This window comes from Pseudomonas sp. AC016, assembly GCF_979253365.1.
Genome location: NZ_CEEDCC010000001.1, coordinates 3,095,928 through 3,109,558, shown reverse-complemented (window position 1 = coordinate 3,109,558; position 13,631 = coordinate 3,095,928). Strand labels below are relative to the sequence as shown.

General features: G+C 59.9%; 15 protein-coding genes. 7 read left to right on the top strand and 8 right to left on the bottom strand.

The window, feature by feature from the left end; genetic code table 11:
- Positions 1-8 precede the first annotated feature (8 nt).
- A complete protein-coding gene (locus tag AC0IXS_RS14115; protein WP_029241372.1) occupies positions 9-872 on the bottom strand; it encodes a YicC/YloC family endoribonuclease in 864 nt (287 codons plus the stop codon).
- A gap of 306 nt (positions 873-1,178) precedes the next feature.
- Here AC0IXS_RS14115 and rph point away from each other — a divergent pair, with 306 nt between their 5' ends.
- Positions 1,179-1,901, top strand: coding sequence for a ribonuclease PH (gene rph, locus AC0IXS_RS14110; protein WP_003313989.1), 723 nt, complete (start codon positions 1,179-1,181; stop codon positions 1,899-1,901).
- Between the two features lie 18 nt (positions 1,902-1,919).
- On the top strand, positions 1,920-2,288 hold the full coding sequence (locus AC0IXS_RS14105) for a DUF4870 domain-containing protein (protein ID WP_004887173.1): 369 nt from the start codon (positions 1,920-1,922) through the stop codon (positions 2,286-2,288).
- Between the two features lie 69 nt (positions 2,289-2,357).
- Here AC0IXS_RS14105 and AC0IXS_RS14100 read toward each other — a convergent pair whose 3' ends face one another.
- Positions 2,358-3,137 (bottom strand): exodeoxyribonuclease III, encoded by a 780-nt coding sequence (locus AC0IXS_RS14100; RefSeq protein WP_471824919.1) that lies wholly within the window; start codon positions 3,135-3,137, stop codon positions 2,358-2,360.
- Between the two features lie 81 nt (positions 3,138-3,218).
- On the opposite strand from AC0IXS_RS14100, the gene pyrE reads away from it, so the two are divergent.
- Positions 3,219-3,860: an orotate phosphoribosyltransferase gene (gene pyrE, locus AC0IXS_RS14095; protein ID WP_004887170.1), complete on the top strand. Its 642-nt coding sequence runs from the start codon at positions 3,219-3,221 to the stop codon at positions 3,858-3,860.
- A gap of 73 nt (positions 3,861-3,933) precedes the next feature.
- On the top strand, positions 3,934-4,515 hold the full coding sequence (locus AC0IXS_RS14090) for a hypothetical protein (RefSeq protein WP_057408107.1): 582 nt from the start codon (positions 3,934-3,936) through the stop codon (positions 4,513-4,515).
- Between the two features lie 70 nt (positions 4,516-4,585).
- On the opposite strand, the gene argB is transcribed toward AC0IXS_RS14090, so the two are convergent.
- Genes argB through coaBC form a run of 4 tightly spaced genes read right to left on the bottom strand, consistent with a single transcriptional unit; the run spans position 4,586 to position 9,829 of the window.
- Positions 4,586-5,491 carry an acetylglutamate kinase gene (gene argB, locus AC0IXS_RS14085; RefSeq protein ID WP_004887166.1) on the bottom strand — a complete coding sequence of 302 codons (906 nt, stop codon included), beginning with the start codon at positions 5,489-5,491 and terminating at the stop codon, positions 4,586-4,588.
- Between the two features lie 28 nt (positions 5,492-5,519).
- Positions 5,520-8,105, bottom strand: a complete 2,586-nt coding sequence (locus AC0IXS_RS14080; protein WP_057408108.1) for a phosphomannomutase/phosphoglucomutase — start codon at positions 8,103-8,105, stop codon at positions 5,520-5,522.
- A 53-nt stretch (positions 8,106-8,158) separates the two neighbouring features.
- Complete coding sequence (gene dut / locus AC0IXS_RS14075; RefSeq protein WP_029241369.1) at positions 8,159-8,614, bottom strand: dUTP diphosphatase; 456 nt, start codon at positions 8,612-8,614, stop codon at positions 8,159-8,161.
- Positions 8,615-8,620: 6 nt separating this feature from the next.
- The gene (coaBC, locus tag AC0IXS_RS14070) at positions 8,621-9,829 is read right to left on the bottom strand and encodes a bifunctional phosphopantothenoylcysteine decarboxylase/phosphopantothenate--cysteine ligase CoaBC (RefSeq protein WP_057408109.1); all 1,209 of its coding nucleotides are present in this window, start codon (positions 9,827-9,829) and stop codon (positions 8,621-8,623) included.
- A 133-nt stretch (positions 9,830-9,962) separates the two neighbouring features.
- On the opposite strand from coaBC, the gene radC reads away from it, so the two are divergent.
- The gene (gene radC / locus AC0IXS_RS14065) at positions 9,963-10,637 is read left to right on the top strand and encodes a RadC family protein (RefSeq protein ID WP_057408110.1); all 675 of its coding nucleotides are present in this window, start codon (positions 9,963-9,965) and stop codon (positions 10,635-10,637) included.
- Between the two features lie 315 nt (positions 10,638-10,952).
- Here the strand turns inward: radC and AC0IXS_RS14060 are convergent, their stop codons facing one another.
- Positions 10,953-12,539 (bottom strand): ABC transporter substrate-binding protein, encoded by a 1,587-nt coding sequence (locus tag AC0IXS_RS14060; protein ID WP_057409569.1) that lies wholly within the window; start codon positions 12,537-12,539, stop codon positions 10,953-10,955.
- 364 nt (positions 12,540-12,903) lie between these two features.
- Between AC0IXS_RS14060 and rpmB the strand changes: the two genes are divergently transcribed.
- Both rpmB and rpmG read left to right on the top strand, forming a co-directional pair.
- Positions 12,904-13,137: a 50S ribosomal protein L28 gene (gene rpmB, locus AC0IXS_RS14055; protein ID WP_002551514.1), complete on the top strand. Its 234-nt coding sequence runs from the start codon at positions 12,904-12,906 to the stop codon at positions 13,135-13,137.
- Positions 13,138-13,147: 10 nt separating this feature from the next.
- Positions 13,148-13,303 (top strand): 50S ribosomal protein L33, encoded by a 156-nt coding sequence (gene rpmG / locus AC0IXS_RS14050; protein WP_004887154.1) that lies wholly within the window; start codon positions 13,148-13,150, stop codon positions 13,301-13,303.
- A gap of 84 nt (positions 13,304-13,387) precedes the next feature.
- On the opposite strand, the gene AC0IXS_RS14045 is transcribed toward rpmG, so the two are convergent.
- A complete protein-coding gene (locus AC0IXS_RS14045) occupies positions 13,388-13,591 on the bottom strand; it encodes a hypothetical protein (RefSeq protein WP_004887152.1) in 204 nt (67 codons plus the stop codon).
- Positions 13,592-13,631 lie beyond the last annotated feature (40 nt).

Sequence of the window (13,631 nt, the reverse complement as noted above, 5' to 3'; positions counted from 1 at the left end):
GTTCAGCCTTACTCAATATTCTGTACTTGTTCACGCATCTGCTCGATCAACACTTTCAGGTTGACGGCCGCTTGCGTGCTGCGTGGGTCGAAGGCTTTGGAGCCCAGTGTGTTGGCTTCGCGATTCAGTTCCTGCATCAGGAAGTCCAGGCGGCGACCCGCCTGGCCGCCGGTCTTGAGCACGCGGCGTACTTCGGTGACGTGAGTGCTCAGGCGATCCAGTTCTTCGGCGACATCGCTTTTCTGCGCCAGCAGGACCATTTCCTGCTCCAGACGCTGCGGATCCAGCTCGGCCTTCATGTCGGCGAAGCGATCCAGTACTTTCTGGCGCTGGGTGGCGAGCATCTGCGGTACGAGGGTGCGCAGGGTGACGACTTCTTCAGTGATGGAGGTCAGCCGTTCGTCGAGAAGTTTCGCCAGGTCCGCGCCTTCACGGCCGCGGCCGTTCTTCAATTCGGTGAGTGCTTCGTTGAACAGCGTCAGGGCTTCGTTGTTCAGCGCTTGCGGATCGTTGGCATCGGCCACCAGCACACCGGGCCAGGCCAGCACTTCGAGCGGGTTTAGCGGAGCGGGCTGCTTGATCAGGCTGGCAACCGATTCCGCTGCAGCGATCAACTGGCTGGCGCGCTCGCGATCTACCTGCAGGGGTTTGCCTGCGGTTTCCTCGACGAAGCGCAAGGTGCATTCGACCTTGCCCCGCGACAGACCCTGGCGCAGCGCCTCGCGAATCCCGCCTTCCAGATCCCGGAATGACTCGGGCAGGCGCAGATGGGGCTCAAGGTAGCGATGATTGACCGAGCGTAGTTCCCAGCTCAGTGTGCCCTGGGCACCGGCCCGTTCTACTCGGGCGAAGGCAGTCATGCTGTGCACCATGGGAATACCTCTTGATTCAGTCCGGGCGGTCGAGTCCGCTCATGGGGCGGACGGCTGCCGTGGGTGTCGTGAAAGCCGACAGGCTGCAAAGGCGCAGGATTGTAGCGCAGTGCGGCGCAGGCTCCCAATCCGGCAGTGTGTCAAACCGTGCAAGACTTTTTTTGCCAGCGCGGATAGTGGCTCAAAGCCCCGTTTCAGAGCCTTTCAGCCTTGGCGGTCGGGCGGCGCCGACTTTAAGAGATGCCCTGTCCGGACGATGGCCTCTATAATGCTCGGCAGTTTTCCGTCTCAGTACAGGTATCCCAGATGAAACGTCCAAGTGGTCGCGCCGCCGATCAGCTCCGCTCGATCCGCATCACCCGCAACTACACCAAACACGCCGAGGGTTCTGTGCTGGTCGAGTTCGGTGACACCAAGGTGATCTGCACCGTCAGCGTCGAGAATGGCGTGCCGCGCTTCCTGAAAGGCCAGGGCCAGGGCTGGTTGACGGCCGAATACGGCATGCTGCCGCGCGCCACCGGCGAGCGTAACCAGCGTGAAGCGAGCCGCGGCAAGCAGGGCGGTCGTACGCTGGAAATCCAGCGCCTGATCGGTCGTTCGCTGCGCGCTGCGCTGGACATGTCCAAGCTGGGCGATGTCACCCTGTACGTCGATTGCGATGTCATCCAGGCCGACGGTGGCACACGTACCGCGTCCATCACCGGCGCTATGGTTGCGCTGGCTGATGCCTTGAAAGTGATCAAGAAGCGTGGCGGTCTGAAAGGCGGCGATCCACTCAAGCAGATGATTGCTGCGGTGTCGGTCGGCATGTATCAGGGTGAGCCAGTGCTCGATCTGGACTATCTGGAAGACTCCGCTGCCGAGACCGACCTGAACGTGGTCATGACCAGCGCAGGCGGCTTCATCGAGGTGCAGGGCACCGCCGAAGGCGCGCCGTTCCAGCCTGAAGAGCTGAACGCGATGCTGGCGTTGGCGCAAAAGGGTATGACCGAATTGTTCGAATTGCAGCGCGCCGCACTGGCCGACTGATAATCCTGGAGCGTGACCATGAGTGACAGCCAGCATCCTGTGCAGAAACCGGCTCAAAGCGCCCGTCAATGGGCGATGTTCTGTCACTTGTCTGCGTTCTTCGGGATGCTCTTTCCGTTCGGCAATCTGCTGGGGCCGTTGATCCTTTGGCAGATGAAGAAGGAAAGTGACCCGTTTATCGATGCACAGGGCAAGGAAGCGCTCAATTTTCAGATCACGGTCGCTATTGCGGCCACGATCAGCATCCTGCTGATGGTCGTAGTGATCGGCTTTGCATTGTTGATGCTGGTGGGGCTTGGTGCTCTGGTGCTGACAATCATTGCCGGCGTGAAGGCCAACGAAGGGGTGGATTATCGCTACCCGTTCACCTGGCGTCTGCTGAAGTAAACGCAATCGCAGGCAGCACAAAAAGCCGACATCAAGTCGGCTTTTTCGTGTTCGGGTGTCGCGTGACGATCACATCGTCAGGGTCCAGTCGTAATCCACAATCAGCGGCGCGTGCTGCGAAAAGCGCGGCTGGCGGGGCAGACGGGCGCTACGCACGAAACGGCGCAGACCTGGAGTCAGGATCTGGTAGTCGAAACGCCAGCCCAGGTTCAGCATCTCGGCCTGTTCGTTATCCGGCCACCAGCTGTACTGGTCTCCTTCGCGACTGACTTCACGCAGTGCATCGACATAGCCCATGGTGCCCACGATCTCGTCCATCCAGGCGCGCTCGGGTGCCAGGAAACCAGGAGACTGCTGGCTGTCGCGCCAGTTCTTGATGTCGAGCTTCTGCTGCGCCACATAGAGCGAGCCGCAGTAGATGTATTCGCGGCGCTTGCGGCGCTGCTTGTCCATGTACTTGCCGAAGTCGTCCATGAGCTTGAATTTCTGATTCAGGTCTTCATCCCCGTTCATCCCGGAAGGGAAGAGCAGGGTTGCAATACTGACTTTGTCGAAATCGGCTTGCAGGTAACGCCCGTAGCGGTCGGCTGTCTCGAAGCCGAGGCCGCTGATCACCGCCTTCGGTTGCAACCGCGAATAAAGCGCCACGCCACCCTGAGCGGGGACTTCGGCTTCGCAGGCATAGAGGAAGTAACCATCCAGCTGAAAAGCTGGATCATCCAGTTCAAAGGCGGAGGCGCGGGTGTCCTGTAAGCAGATGACGTCGGCATTCTGAGCTTGCAGCCAGCTGAGCAACCCGCGCTCGACCGCAGCCTGAATGCCATTTACGTTCACACTGATGATCCGCATAAATGGCCCCAAAAATCACGTGCGTGTATGATACCCGAGCTCTACCCAATTAGCTAAATCCGTGCTTTCGAGGCTTTTTTTATGCAGGCGTATCAACGCGATTTCATTCGTTTTGCCATAGATCGCGGCGTGCTGCGCTTCGGTGAGTTCACGCTCAAGTCTGGACGCACCAGCCCGTACTTCTTCAATGCCGGTCTGTTCAACAGCGGCTCGGCCCTGGCGCAGCTCGGGCGTTTCTACGCTGCAGCAGTGGTCGAAAGCGGCATTTCCTTTGATGTTCTGTTCGGGCCAGCCTACAAGGGCATTCCGCTGGCGGCCGCGACGGCTGTGGCGTTGGCCGAACATCATGATCGTGATCTGCCCTGGTGCTTCAACCGCAAGGAAGCCAAGGCGCATGGCGAAGGCGGCAGTCTGGTCGGCGCACCGCTGGCCGGTGATGTACTGATCATCGACGACGTGATCACGGCCGGTACCGCCATTCGTGAAGTCATGCAGATCATCAGTGCGCAGGACGCCAAGGCTGCGGGCGTACTGATCGCGCTCAACCGTCAGGAACGTGGCAACGGCGAATTGTCGGCCATTCAGGAAGTCGAGCGCGACTTCGGCATTCCGGTGGTGAGCATCGTGTCGTTGAATCAGGTGCTGGAATTCCTCGCTGACGATCCTCAGCTCAAGCAGCACTTGCCTGCTGTCGAAGCCTACCGCGCACAGTACGGTATCTGACATGCCGTTCTGGCGGGCGCAGAAGCGATGCCCGTCAGGCGCATTGCAGAGGCTTGTACGCGGATCGGGCGCGTTGACGCTGTGGCTGTCGCTCGCGGTGCTTGCGAGCACTGCCGTGCAGGCTGCCGACGTTCCCGAGGTGCGGCTTTACCGGTACATCGACAGTCGCGGCGTCACGGTCATCGACCGCCTGGGTGTGCCGGCCGAGTACGTCGCCAAAGGCTATGAAGTGCTCAACGCCCGGGGCCGTGTGGTGCAGGTGATCCCGCCAGCACCCACTGCCGAACAGATTCGTCAGGCCGAAGCCGCCAAGGTTCAGGCCGAGGCCAACGCGAAACTTCTCAGCCTGTACGGCAGCGTCGAAGAAGTGGACCGGGTAAAAACCCGCAAGCTGGCCGAGCTGGATACCCTGATCGATGTTGCCCAGGGCAATATTCAGGGTCTTGCCAATCAACAGCGTTCTCTTCAAGGCCAGGCCGCTGATCAGGAGCGGGCAGGGCGTCCGGTTCCGCAAGCGATCATCGAGCAACTGGATGACCTGCGCAGCCAGCAGCAGAAATTGCAGGCCGACATCGCAGGCTATCAGGCCGCACGCACCAGGGCCGAGGCAGACTTTGCAGCAGACAGAGTGCGCGTGCAGCAACTGACCCGCTGATCCGTCTGAAAAAACAAAGGCCCCGTCAGCGTCTGCTGGCGGGGCCTTTTTTGTAGCTGAGACGATGTGATCAGTAGCGCTTGCGGTTACTGATCAGAGTGCCTACACCGGTGTCTGTGAAGATTTCCAGCAACACGGCGTTCGGAACGCGTCCGTCGATGATGTGTGAAGTGGTCACGCCACCCTGCACGGCTTCCAGCGCGCATTTGATCTTTGGCAGCATGCCGCCGTAGATCGTGCCGTCGGCAATCAACGTGTTCACCTGCTCGGTGGTCAGGCCCGTCAGGACCTGGCCCTGCTTGTCCATCAGGCCGGCAATGTTGGTCAGCAGCATCAGTTTCTCAGCCTTGAGGGCCTCGGCAACCTTGCCCGCGACCAGGTCGGCGTTGATGTTGTAGGACTCACCGTCGGCACCCACGCCGATAGGCGCGATGACCGGGATGAAATCGCCTTTGACCAGCATGTTGAGCAGATCGGTATTGATGCCGACCACTTCGCCCACATGGCCGATATCGATGATTTCAGGCTTGGTCATTTCCGGCGTCTGACGGGTGACGGTCAGCTTCTTCGCACGAATCAGCTCCGCGTCCTTGCCGGTCAGGCCGATGGCACTGCCGCCATGACGGTTGATCAGATTGACGATGTCCTTGTTGACCTGGCCGCCCAGAACCATTTCCACAACGTCCATGGTCTGGGCATCGGTGACGCGCATGCCATCGATGAAGTGGCTTTCGATCGACAGGCGCTTGAGCAGATCACCGATCTGAGGCCCTCCGCCATGGACGACCACCGGGTTGATGCCCACTGCTTTCATCAACACGATGTCGCGAGCGAAGCCAGTTTTCAGCTCGTCGCTTTCCATGGCGTTGCCGCCGTACTTGATAACCAGCGTCTTGCCGACAAAGCGGCGAATGTAAGGCAGCGCTTCGGAAAGGACCTTGGCTACATTAGAGGCGGCATCACGTTCGAGGGTCATTCAGGGCTCCAGTCAAATGGGAAAGCAATCAAAAAGGAAGATCGAGGTCCGGCGCAACTTTCTTGAGCTCGGCGTGGAACACATCCTTGATGCGCTGCAGTTCGGCCTCGGTTTCGGCTTCGAAGCGCAGCACCAGAACCGGAGTGGTGTTTGACGCGCGAACCAGGCCCCAGCCCTTCGGATAGTCTACGCGGACTCCGTCGATGCTGGTCAGTTTGGCGTCGCCCCACTGGGCGTCTTTTTCAAGGGCTTCGATGATGCTGAACTTCGTGACGTCCGTCACCTTGATGTTGATCTCAGGCGTCGAAATGTCGTTCGGGAAGGTCTCGAACAGGTCTTCGGCAGAGGTCGACTCCTGGCTGAGAATCTCCAGCAGGCGTGCCGCACTGTAGATACCGTCGTCGAAACCGAACCAGCGCTCCTTGAAGAAGATGTGGCCGCTCATTTCGCCAGCGAGCAGGGCACCGCTTTTCTTCATTTCTTTCTTGATCAGCGAGTGACCGGTTTTCCACATGACCGGACGGCCACCGTGTTCGCTGATCAGCGGCGTCAGTCGGCGTGTGCATTTGACGTCGAAAATGATGTCTGCACCTGGATTGCGCTTCAGCACATCCAGCGCGAACAGCATCAGCAGGCGGTCCGGATAGACCACGTTACCCTTGTTGGTCACGACGCCGACACGGTCGCCGTCACCGTCGAAAGCCAGGCCCAGATCGGCGCCAGTTTCGTTGACCTTGGCGATCAGGTCCTGAAGGTTTTCCAGTTTGCCCGGATCCGGGTGGTGGTTCGGGAAGTTGCCGTCAACCTCTGCGAACAGGGAGATCACTTCGCAGCCAAGCGCTTCGATCAGTTGCGGAGCGATCACGCCCGCCGCGCCGTTGCCGCAGTCGACCACGACCTTGAGCTTGCGCGCCATGACGATGTCGTCCTTGATCTGCTTGAAATAGCGATCGAGGATGTTGACCTTGGTGACGCTGCCTTTCTGCGAGGTCAGGTTGTTGGTCTTGATGCGCTCGTGCAGCGCCTGGATCTGCTCGTTGGCCAGGGTGTCGCCCGCGATCACGATCTTGAAGCCGTTGTAGTCCTTCGGGTTGTGGCTGCCGGTCAGCATGACGCCGGTCTTGCCTGCCAGCACGTTGGCTGCGTAGTAGAGCGCAGGTGTCGGCACCAGGCCGACGTCGCTGACGTGGCAGCCGCTGTCGTGCAGGCCTAGAATCAGTTGTTCAACCAGCTCGGGGCCGGAAAGACGGCCATCGCGGCCAACGCTGACATTGGGTTCGTTCTGCGCCAGGCTCTCGGAGCCAATGGCGCGGCCGATCCAGTAGGCGGTCTCAGCGCTGAGGGTGTCCCCGACCACGCCACGGATGTCATAGGCGCGAAAAATGGTATCAGGGAGTTTGGGTGCCACGGATGCTGGGCTGTTCATAGCGATGGGGTGCTCCGATCTCAGGAAGTCCTGGTTTTCGTCGAGAAGGTCGATATCGAGAATATCGGTATCTTGAAACAGCGGGTCTGTCCAATCGCTGCCGGGAGCAGCGATTGTATTCGACGCGCTGCCTGTCTTGATATTCGGGTCGTATTCCTTGTCCGTAGCCAGCGCAGGTATTGCCTGGGGTTGATTACGAAGCGAAACACGAGCCAGAGCCTGAGCCAGGCCGCCAAGGGCAGGGAGGCTCAAACCGAACGGTTTGACGGCTTTTCCGCTCGAGAGTTCTTGAAGCAACTGATCCAGCTGACGAGCGTCAGCGCAAATGAGCCGCTGCAAAGCCCTCTCATTGCGGTACATCCCAAGGATTACGCCCGCTGCGGCGATGATTGCAGCCAGCAGCAGGAATAGAATCGGGGACGAACTTTTTGACATCGGGCCAGGTGTGAATTCAAGTTTCCAGCCCGGATAGCCTGTGTCGAAAATCTGCGGCTTGCCGCCGTCGGCCTGGCCTCGCTCAAGAAAAATCTGTGCCGGCCCGTTGCCAAACTGCTGGCTCAGCACGACCCGCCCGGCATCCTCTTCAATGGCTGGCAAGGCGCTGGTCAGACGTTGCGGGTCGAAAGCCAGCAGCAAGGTTCCACTGACCGGCTGGCCAGGGGCGGAGCGTACAGGTGCTGCGCTGTAGATCAGCCAGCGCTCGCCGGTCTTGCGTGCTTCAGGGGCAACCGTCTCGCCTCGTGCAGCCTTGTTCAGCATGTCGAGGGTGGCGTAGGTCACAGGCAGCGGGCCGCTCGGGTCCACATCCGCGAGACCCTTGGGATTGAGGCGCGCGCCAGCCAGACCATCCCAGCGCGTCAGGCGATCCTGCGCCGCGATCAACGCAGCAGCGTCGTTGCCTTGCAGGGCCTGGATCAGCAGTGGGCCGGAGGCAGCCGCCTGGGTGTCGGCGCTGATCTGTCTCAGGGCCAGATTGACCGCCTGCGCCTGACTGGTGCCCCATGCCTGGGTGAGACGGTCCTGCTCCTGCGGGCTGTTCGAGACGCCCAGCCATGCGACGACCAACGCGATAACCAGCCCCGCAGCTGCGGGAACCAGCCCTGGGGAAAGCGATTGCATGTTCGCGGCGGGCAGCGGGTAGGCGGCCGATACGGGTTGTTTTGACGGACTGTTCTGACTGCCTTTCAACGACCTCTCCCCACGCTTCATCCCTTGAACCGGTGCGACGCTTCGGTCGGCGATCAGTGACTGCCGGAGTGCCCGAAGCCGCCTGCGCCACGCTGACTTTCATCGAACTCTTCAACCAGTTCGAAGTGCGCCTGTACCACAGGCACCAGCACCAGTTGCGCGATACGCTCGCCAATCGAAATAGTGAATGCAGTCTGGCCACGGTTCCAGCAGGACACCATCAGCTCGCCCTGATAATCGGAGTCGATCAGGCCTACCAGATTGCCCAGCACGATGCCGTGTTTGTGGCCCAGGCCCGAGCGCGGCAGGATCATCGCGGCAAGGCCCGGGTCGCCGATGTAGATCGACAGGCCGGTCGGGATCAGCAAGGTCTGGCCCGGCTCCAGGACAGTGTCTTCCTTGAGCATGGCGCGCAGGTCCAGGCCGGCGGAGCCGACAGTGGCGTAGGCCGGAAGCGGAAATTCGTTGCCAATGCGAGGGTCGAGGATCTTGGCTTGTAGAGCGTGCATTCGTAGTTAAACCTGATTCATGCGGTCGGCGATAAAAGTGATCAGCTTGCGGGCAATCTTGGCCTTGCTGGTCTGGGCGAAAAGCGTTGCGTGCAACGCTCGGTCGATCACGCTGCAGGCGTTCTCTTCACTGTTGAAGCCAATGCTGGGGTTGGCCACGTCATTGGCGACGATCAGGTCGAGGTTCTTGTCCTTGAGCTTGCGTGCAGCATAGTCGAGAAGATGCTCGGTCTCGGCGGCAAAACCGACACTGAACGGGCGATCCGGGCGGGTGGCGATGGTGGCCAGAATGTCCGGGTTGCGGACCATCTGCAGCAAAAGGCCGTCGCCGTTCGTAGGATCTTTCTTGAGTTTGTGGGGCGCGATGACTTCCGGGCGGTAATCCGCAACCGCGGCCGAGGCGATGAACAGGTCGCAGGGAATCGCCGCTTCGCAAGCTGCCAGCATGTCGCGGGCGCTCACCACATCGATACGCGAAACGCGATCCGGTGTCGGCAGGTTCACGGGGCCGGTGATCAGCGTGACGCGCGCACCGGCTTCCACAGCCGCTTCAGCGAGGGCGAAACCCATTTTGCCGGAGCTGTGGTTGGTGATATAGCGCACCGGGTCGATGTTTTCCTGGGTTGGGCCGGCGGTGATCAGTACATGTTTGCCGGTCAGGCTCAGGCGCTGAAAGCAATCGGCTGCGCACTGCGCCAGATCGTTGGGTTCAAGCATGCGCCCGAAGCCCACGTCGCCGCAGGCCTGGCTGCCGGAGGCAGGGCCGAATACACGGAAATCACGCTCTTCCAGCAGGCGGGTGTTGGCCTGTACCGACGCGTCGCGCCACATGGCCTGGTTCATCGCCGGGGCGATGGCGACGGTCGCATCCGTCGCCAGCACGACGGTGGTCAGCAGGTCATTGGCGATGCCCTGTGCCAAGCGTGCGATCAGGTCGGCGGTCGCGGGCGCGATGAGAATCAGGTCTGCCCATTTGGCCAGCTCGATATGCCCCATCGCCGCTTCGGCGGCAGGGTCCAGAAGGTCCAGGTGCACAGGGTGGCCGGAAAGCGCCTGCATGGTCAGGGGTGTTATGAACTCGGCCCCGCCCCGCGTCATGACGACACGGACTTCCGCACCCAGGTCGCGCAACCGGCGAACCAGCTCGGCGCTCTTGTAGGCGGCAATGCCGCCGCCGACGCCCAGAACGATGCGTTTTCGATACAGCCGCTGCATAGGCCTGCCTTTTTGGTCAAGTGTTGACGCGACGGCCAGGACGCCTCCCCAGGCCAGATCGTCGCGTAAAAAAGATGGACTAAGATAGCACAGCGACCGCACCGGAACAGGTGCCCAACCACAGGGAAGTGCTATGAGTATTCGCAGTTGGCCCGCGGCCGAACGCCCACGGGAACGTTTGTTGGAACTGGGGGCAGACAGCCTGTCGGACGCCGAGTTGCTGGCGATCTTTTTGCGCACCGGAGTGGCCGGAAAAAGCGCTGTAGACCTGGCCCGTCATTTGTTGAATCAGTTTGGCGGGCTGAGACCGTTACTGGATGCGAATCTGGACGAATTCACCGGACAGCTGGGTCTGGGGCCTGCAAAGTTCGCGCAGTTACAGGCGGTCATGGAAATGGCGCGTCGGCACATGGCCGAATCGTTACGTCGTGATTCGGCACTGGAAAGTCCTCTTCAGGTCCGCAACTACCTCAAGGCATTGCTGCGTCATGAGCCGCACGAAGTCTTTGGCTGCCTGTTTCTGGACAACAAGCATCGGGTCATGACCTTCGAGATACTGTTTCGCGGCACAATCAACTCGGCGTACGTACATCCCCGGCAGGTGGTAAAGCGCGCCATGGCCCACAACGCCGCCAGCCTGATCCTGTGCCACAACCATCCTTCCGGCATCACTGACCCCAGTCGTTCCGATATCGACCTGACAAGGCGCCTGAAGGAAGCCTTGCTGCTGGTGGATGTTCAGGTGCTGGACCACGTGATCGTGGGTGACGGCGAGCCGTTGTCGATGGTGGAGCGGGGGTTGATGTAGCGCGTGTTGCGCGCCCACGCGGAGCACTCATCGTTATACACAAGTCAGCCTCAACACTGATCGTGCCCATCGCTCCGCGTGGGCATGCCTCCCGTGACGCTCCGCGTCACAAATGGCACAGATTGCGGAATCAGTGAGCCAAGCGCATGACGTGGATAACGCTGGAGCTTGGGCACACATCTGCGCCACATTCGAGAGCGGACGCGGAGCGTCCTGAGCGGCATTCCCACGCAGAGCGTGGGAACGATCATCATAGCCAGATGATTTGTGTATAACGATGAGCGCGGAGCATGGGCGCGATCAACTGCGAAAGAGCTACTTCACCTGCACCTTGTAGAAATCCTGCCGGCCGAACGGGCTGACCTGATAGCCCGTCACGTCCTTGCGCACCAGTGCGGCGGCGGTCGGGTGGGCGAGGGGGATCCACAGGGCCTGTTGCTGGATCTGCGTCTGTGCCTGATGGTAGAGCTTGCTGCGGGCGGCCTGATCGCTGGTGGATTTGCCGTCGCTGATCAGCGTGTCCAGCGTCTTGTCGCAATAGCGGGCGAAGTTGGTGCCCGACTGCACGGCCGCGCAGGAAAACTGCGGCGTCAGGAAGTTATCCGGGTCGCCATTGTCACCCGCCCAGCCCATGAACAGCAGATCATGCTCGCCCGCCTTGGCGCGACGAATCAGCTCGCCCCACTCGATGACCCTGATTTCTGCATCAATGCCAATCTGCTTCAGGTCAGCCTGCAGCAATTGCGCACCCAGGCTCGGGTTCGGGTTCAGCAGGCTCCCGGACGGACGTGTCCAAAGGGTGGTCTTGAAACCATCCTTCAAGCCGGCCTTGGCCAGCAGAGCCTTGGCTTTGGCAACGTCGTGAGGGTAGCCGGGCAGGTCCTTGGCGAAACTCCAGGTGTTGGGTGGATAAGGCCCTTTGGCGGTTTCAGCAGTGCCCTCGAATACGGCCTTGAGGTAGTTGGCCTTATCGAAAGCCAGGTTAACGGCCTGACGGACTTCCGGCTTGTCGAACGGCGGATGCTGGCTGTTGATCGCCACGAACGCGGTCATGAAGGCTTCGGTTTTCTCGACCTTCAACGAAGCGTCCTTGCTGGCGGCCTGGATATCGAGTGGCTTGGGCGAAAGGGCAATCTGGCATTCGTTCTGGCGGATCTTCTGCAGGCGCACATTGGCGTCCGGCGTGATGGCGTACACCAGCGTGTCGATATCGGACTTGCCTGCGAAGTAATCGTCGAACGCTTCGTAACGCACCACGGCGTCTTTCTGGAAGCGTTTGAATACAAACGGTCCTGTGCCGATGGGCTGGCTGTTCAGTTTCTCTGGCGTACCCGCCTTCAGCAATTGCGCGGTGTATTCGGCTGAATAGATCGAGGCAAAGCCCATGCTCAGCGTGGCGAGGAACGTCGAGTCGGCACGGTTGAGGGTGAATTTCACCGTGTGAGCGTCAGGCGCATCGATGGTCTTGATCAGTGCAGGCAACTGCATGGACTGCGCATGCGGGAAGCCGCTCTGGGCGACCTTGTGCCATGGGTTTTGCGGGTCGAGCATGCGCTGGAAGCTGAACAGCACATCGTCGGCCGTCAGTTCTCGGGTGGGCTTGAAGTAATCCGTGGTGTGGAACTTCACATCCGGGCGCAGCTTGAAGGTGTAGGTCAGGCCGTCCTCGGAGACGGTCCAGCTTTCTGCCAGGCTCGGCACCAGCTTGCCGCTCTGGGCATCGAAATCCACGAGACGGTTCATCAGCACATCGGCCGAGGCATTGGTGGTGGTCAGCGAGTTGTATTGCACCACGTCGAAGCCTTCGGGGCTGGCTTCGGTGCAGACCGCAAGGCTCGACGCCTGAGCGGCAATCGGGAGCAGCAGCGGGACAAGCAAAAAGGGGAGTGCAGCAAGGCGCATGGCGAAATTCCTGTTCAGAAAGGGCCCCATCTGCCGGCGCAGTCTGGTGAGGGACTAACCCTAGACCATGTGCTGGCGCAGAACAATCGCTGCAGAGCGACGAGCGGTCTTTTTGCCAGAGCGCCCCGCATCGCTTGATTCAGCCGTCGCGCAAGGCTTGCCCGATTGCTGTAGAGTGCATTGCCTGTTGTTGCGCGCAAGGCTTTCTGGTATAAAGCAGCGCTCTTTTCTAGGGGCCCGGTTCCTTCACTGTAGGTGTAGCCGGTAAGACCCTTAAAGAAACGCGGCGCCTGGCGCCAAATGACTGAGAGATTAAGCGGCCAACCCATGCCGGGTTGGGCATGTGGTTTTAGAGGGCTGAGGCATGTCGAGAGTCTGTCAAGTTACCGGTAAGGGTCCGGTAACCGGGAATAACATTTCCCACGCAAACAACAAAACCCGTCGTCGTTTCCTGCCAAACCTGCAGCATCACCGCTTCTGGGTTGAAGGCGAGAAGCGTTTTGTTCGTCTGCGCGTATCTGCTAAAGGCATGCGTATCATCGACAAGCGTGGCATTGAAGTTGTGCTCGCTGAACTGCGTCGCGACGGCAAAATTTAAGGAGAGAATCATGCGTGAATTGATCCGTTTGGTGTCGAGCGCTGGTACAGGCCATTTCTACACCACCGACAAGAACAAACGTACTACTCCGGATAAAATCGAAATCAAAAAATTCGATCCGGTTGTACGCAAGCACGTGATGTACAAGGAAGGCAAAATCAAGTAATTGATTCTGTCTCCCACAAAAAAGCCCGCTTATGGCGGGCTTTTTTGTGTCTGACATTTGAGCGATCGCTCGGCATCGCGACGATCAGGCGAAGCTGAATGCCGTGATCAGGTCTGCATCGTCGGCAGCGATCCGGATGCGATTGGGATCAAGCATCCTGTCGCTCGCGTCCAGAGGGCCTACGACACGGGTTCTACCTGTCAACTCGGTGATATAGGCTTTCACGGTCGGTACGTAGCGGGTGCCGATCAGGTGCTGAAGGGCCAGGAGGATTTCCTTGTTGGTCATGTACATAATCCTTATGAATGGTGTCCGGAATGGACAATCC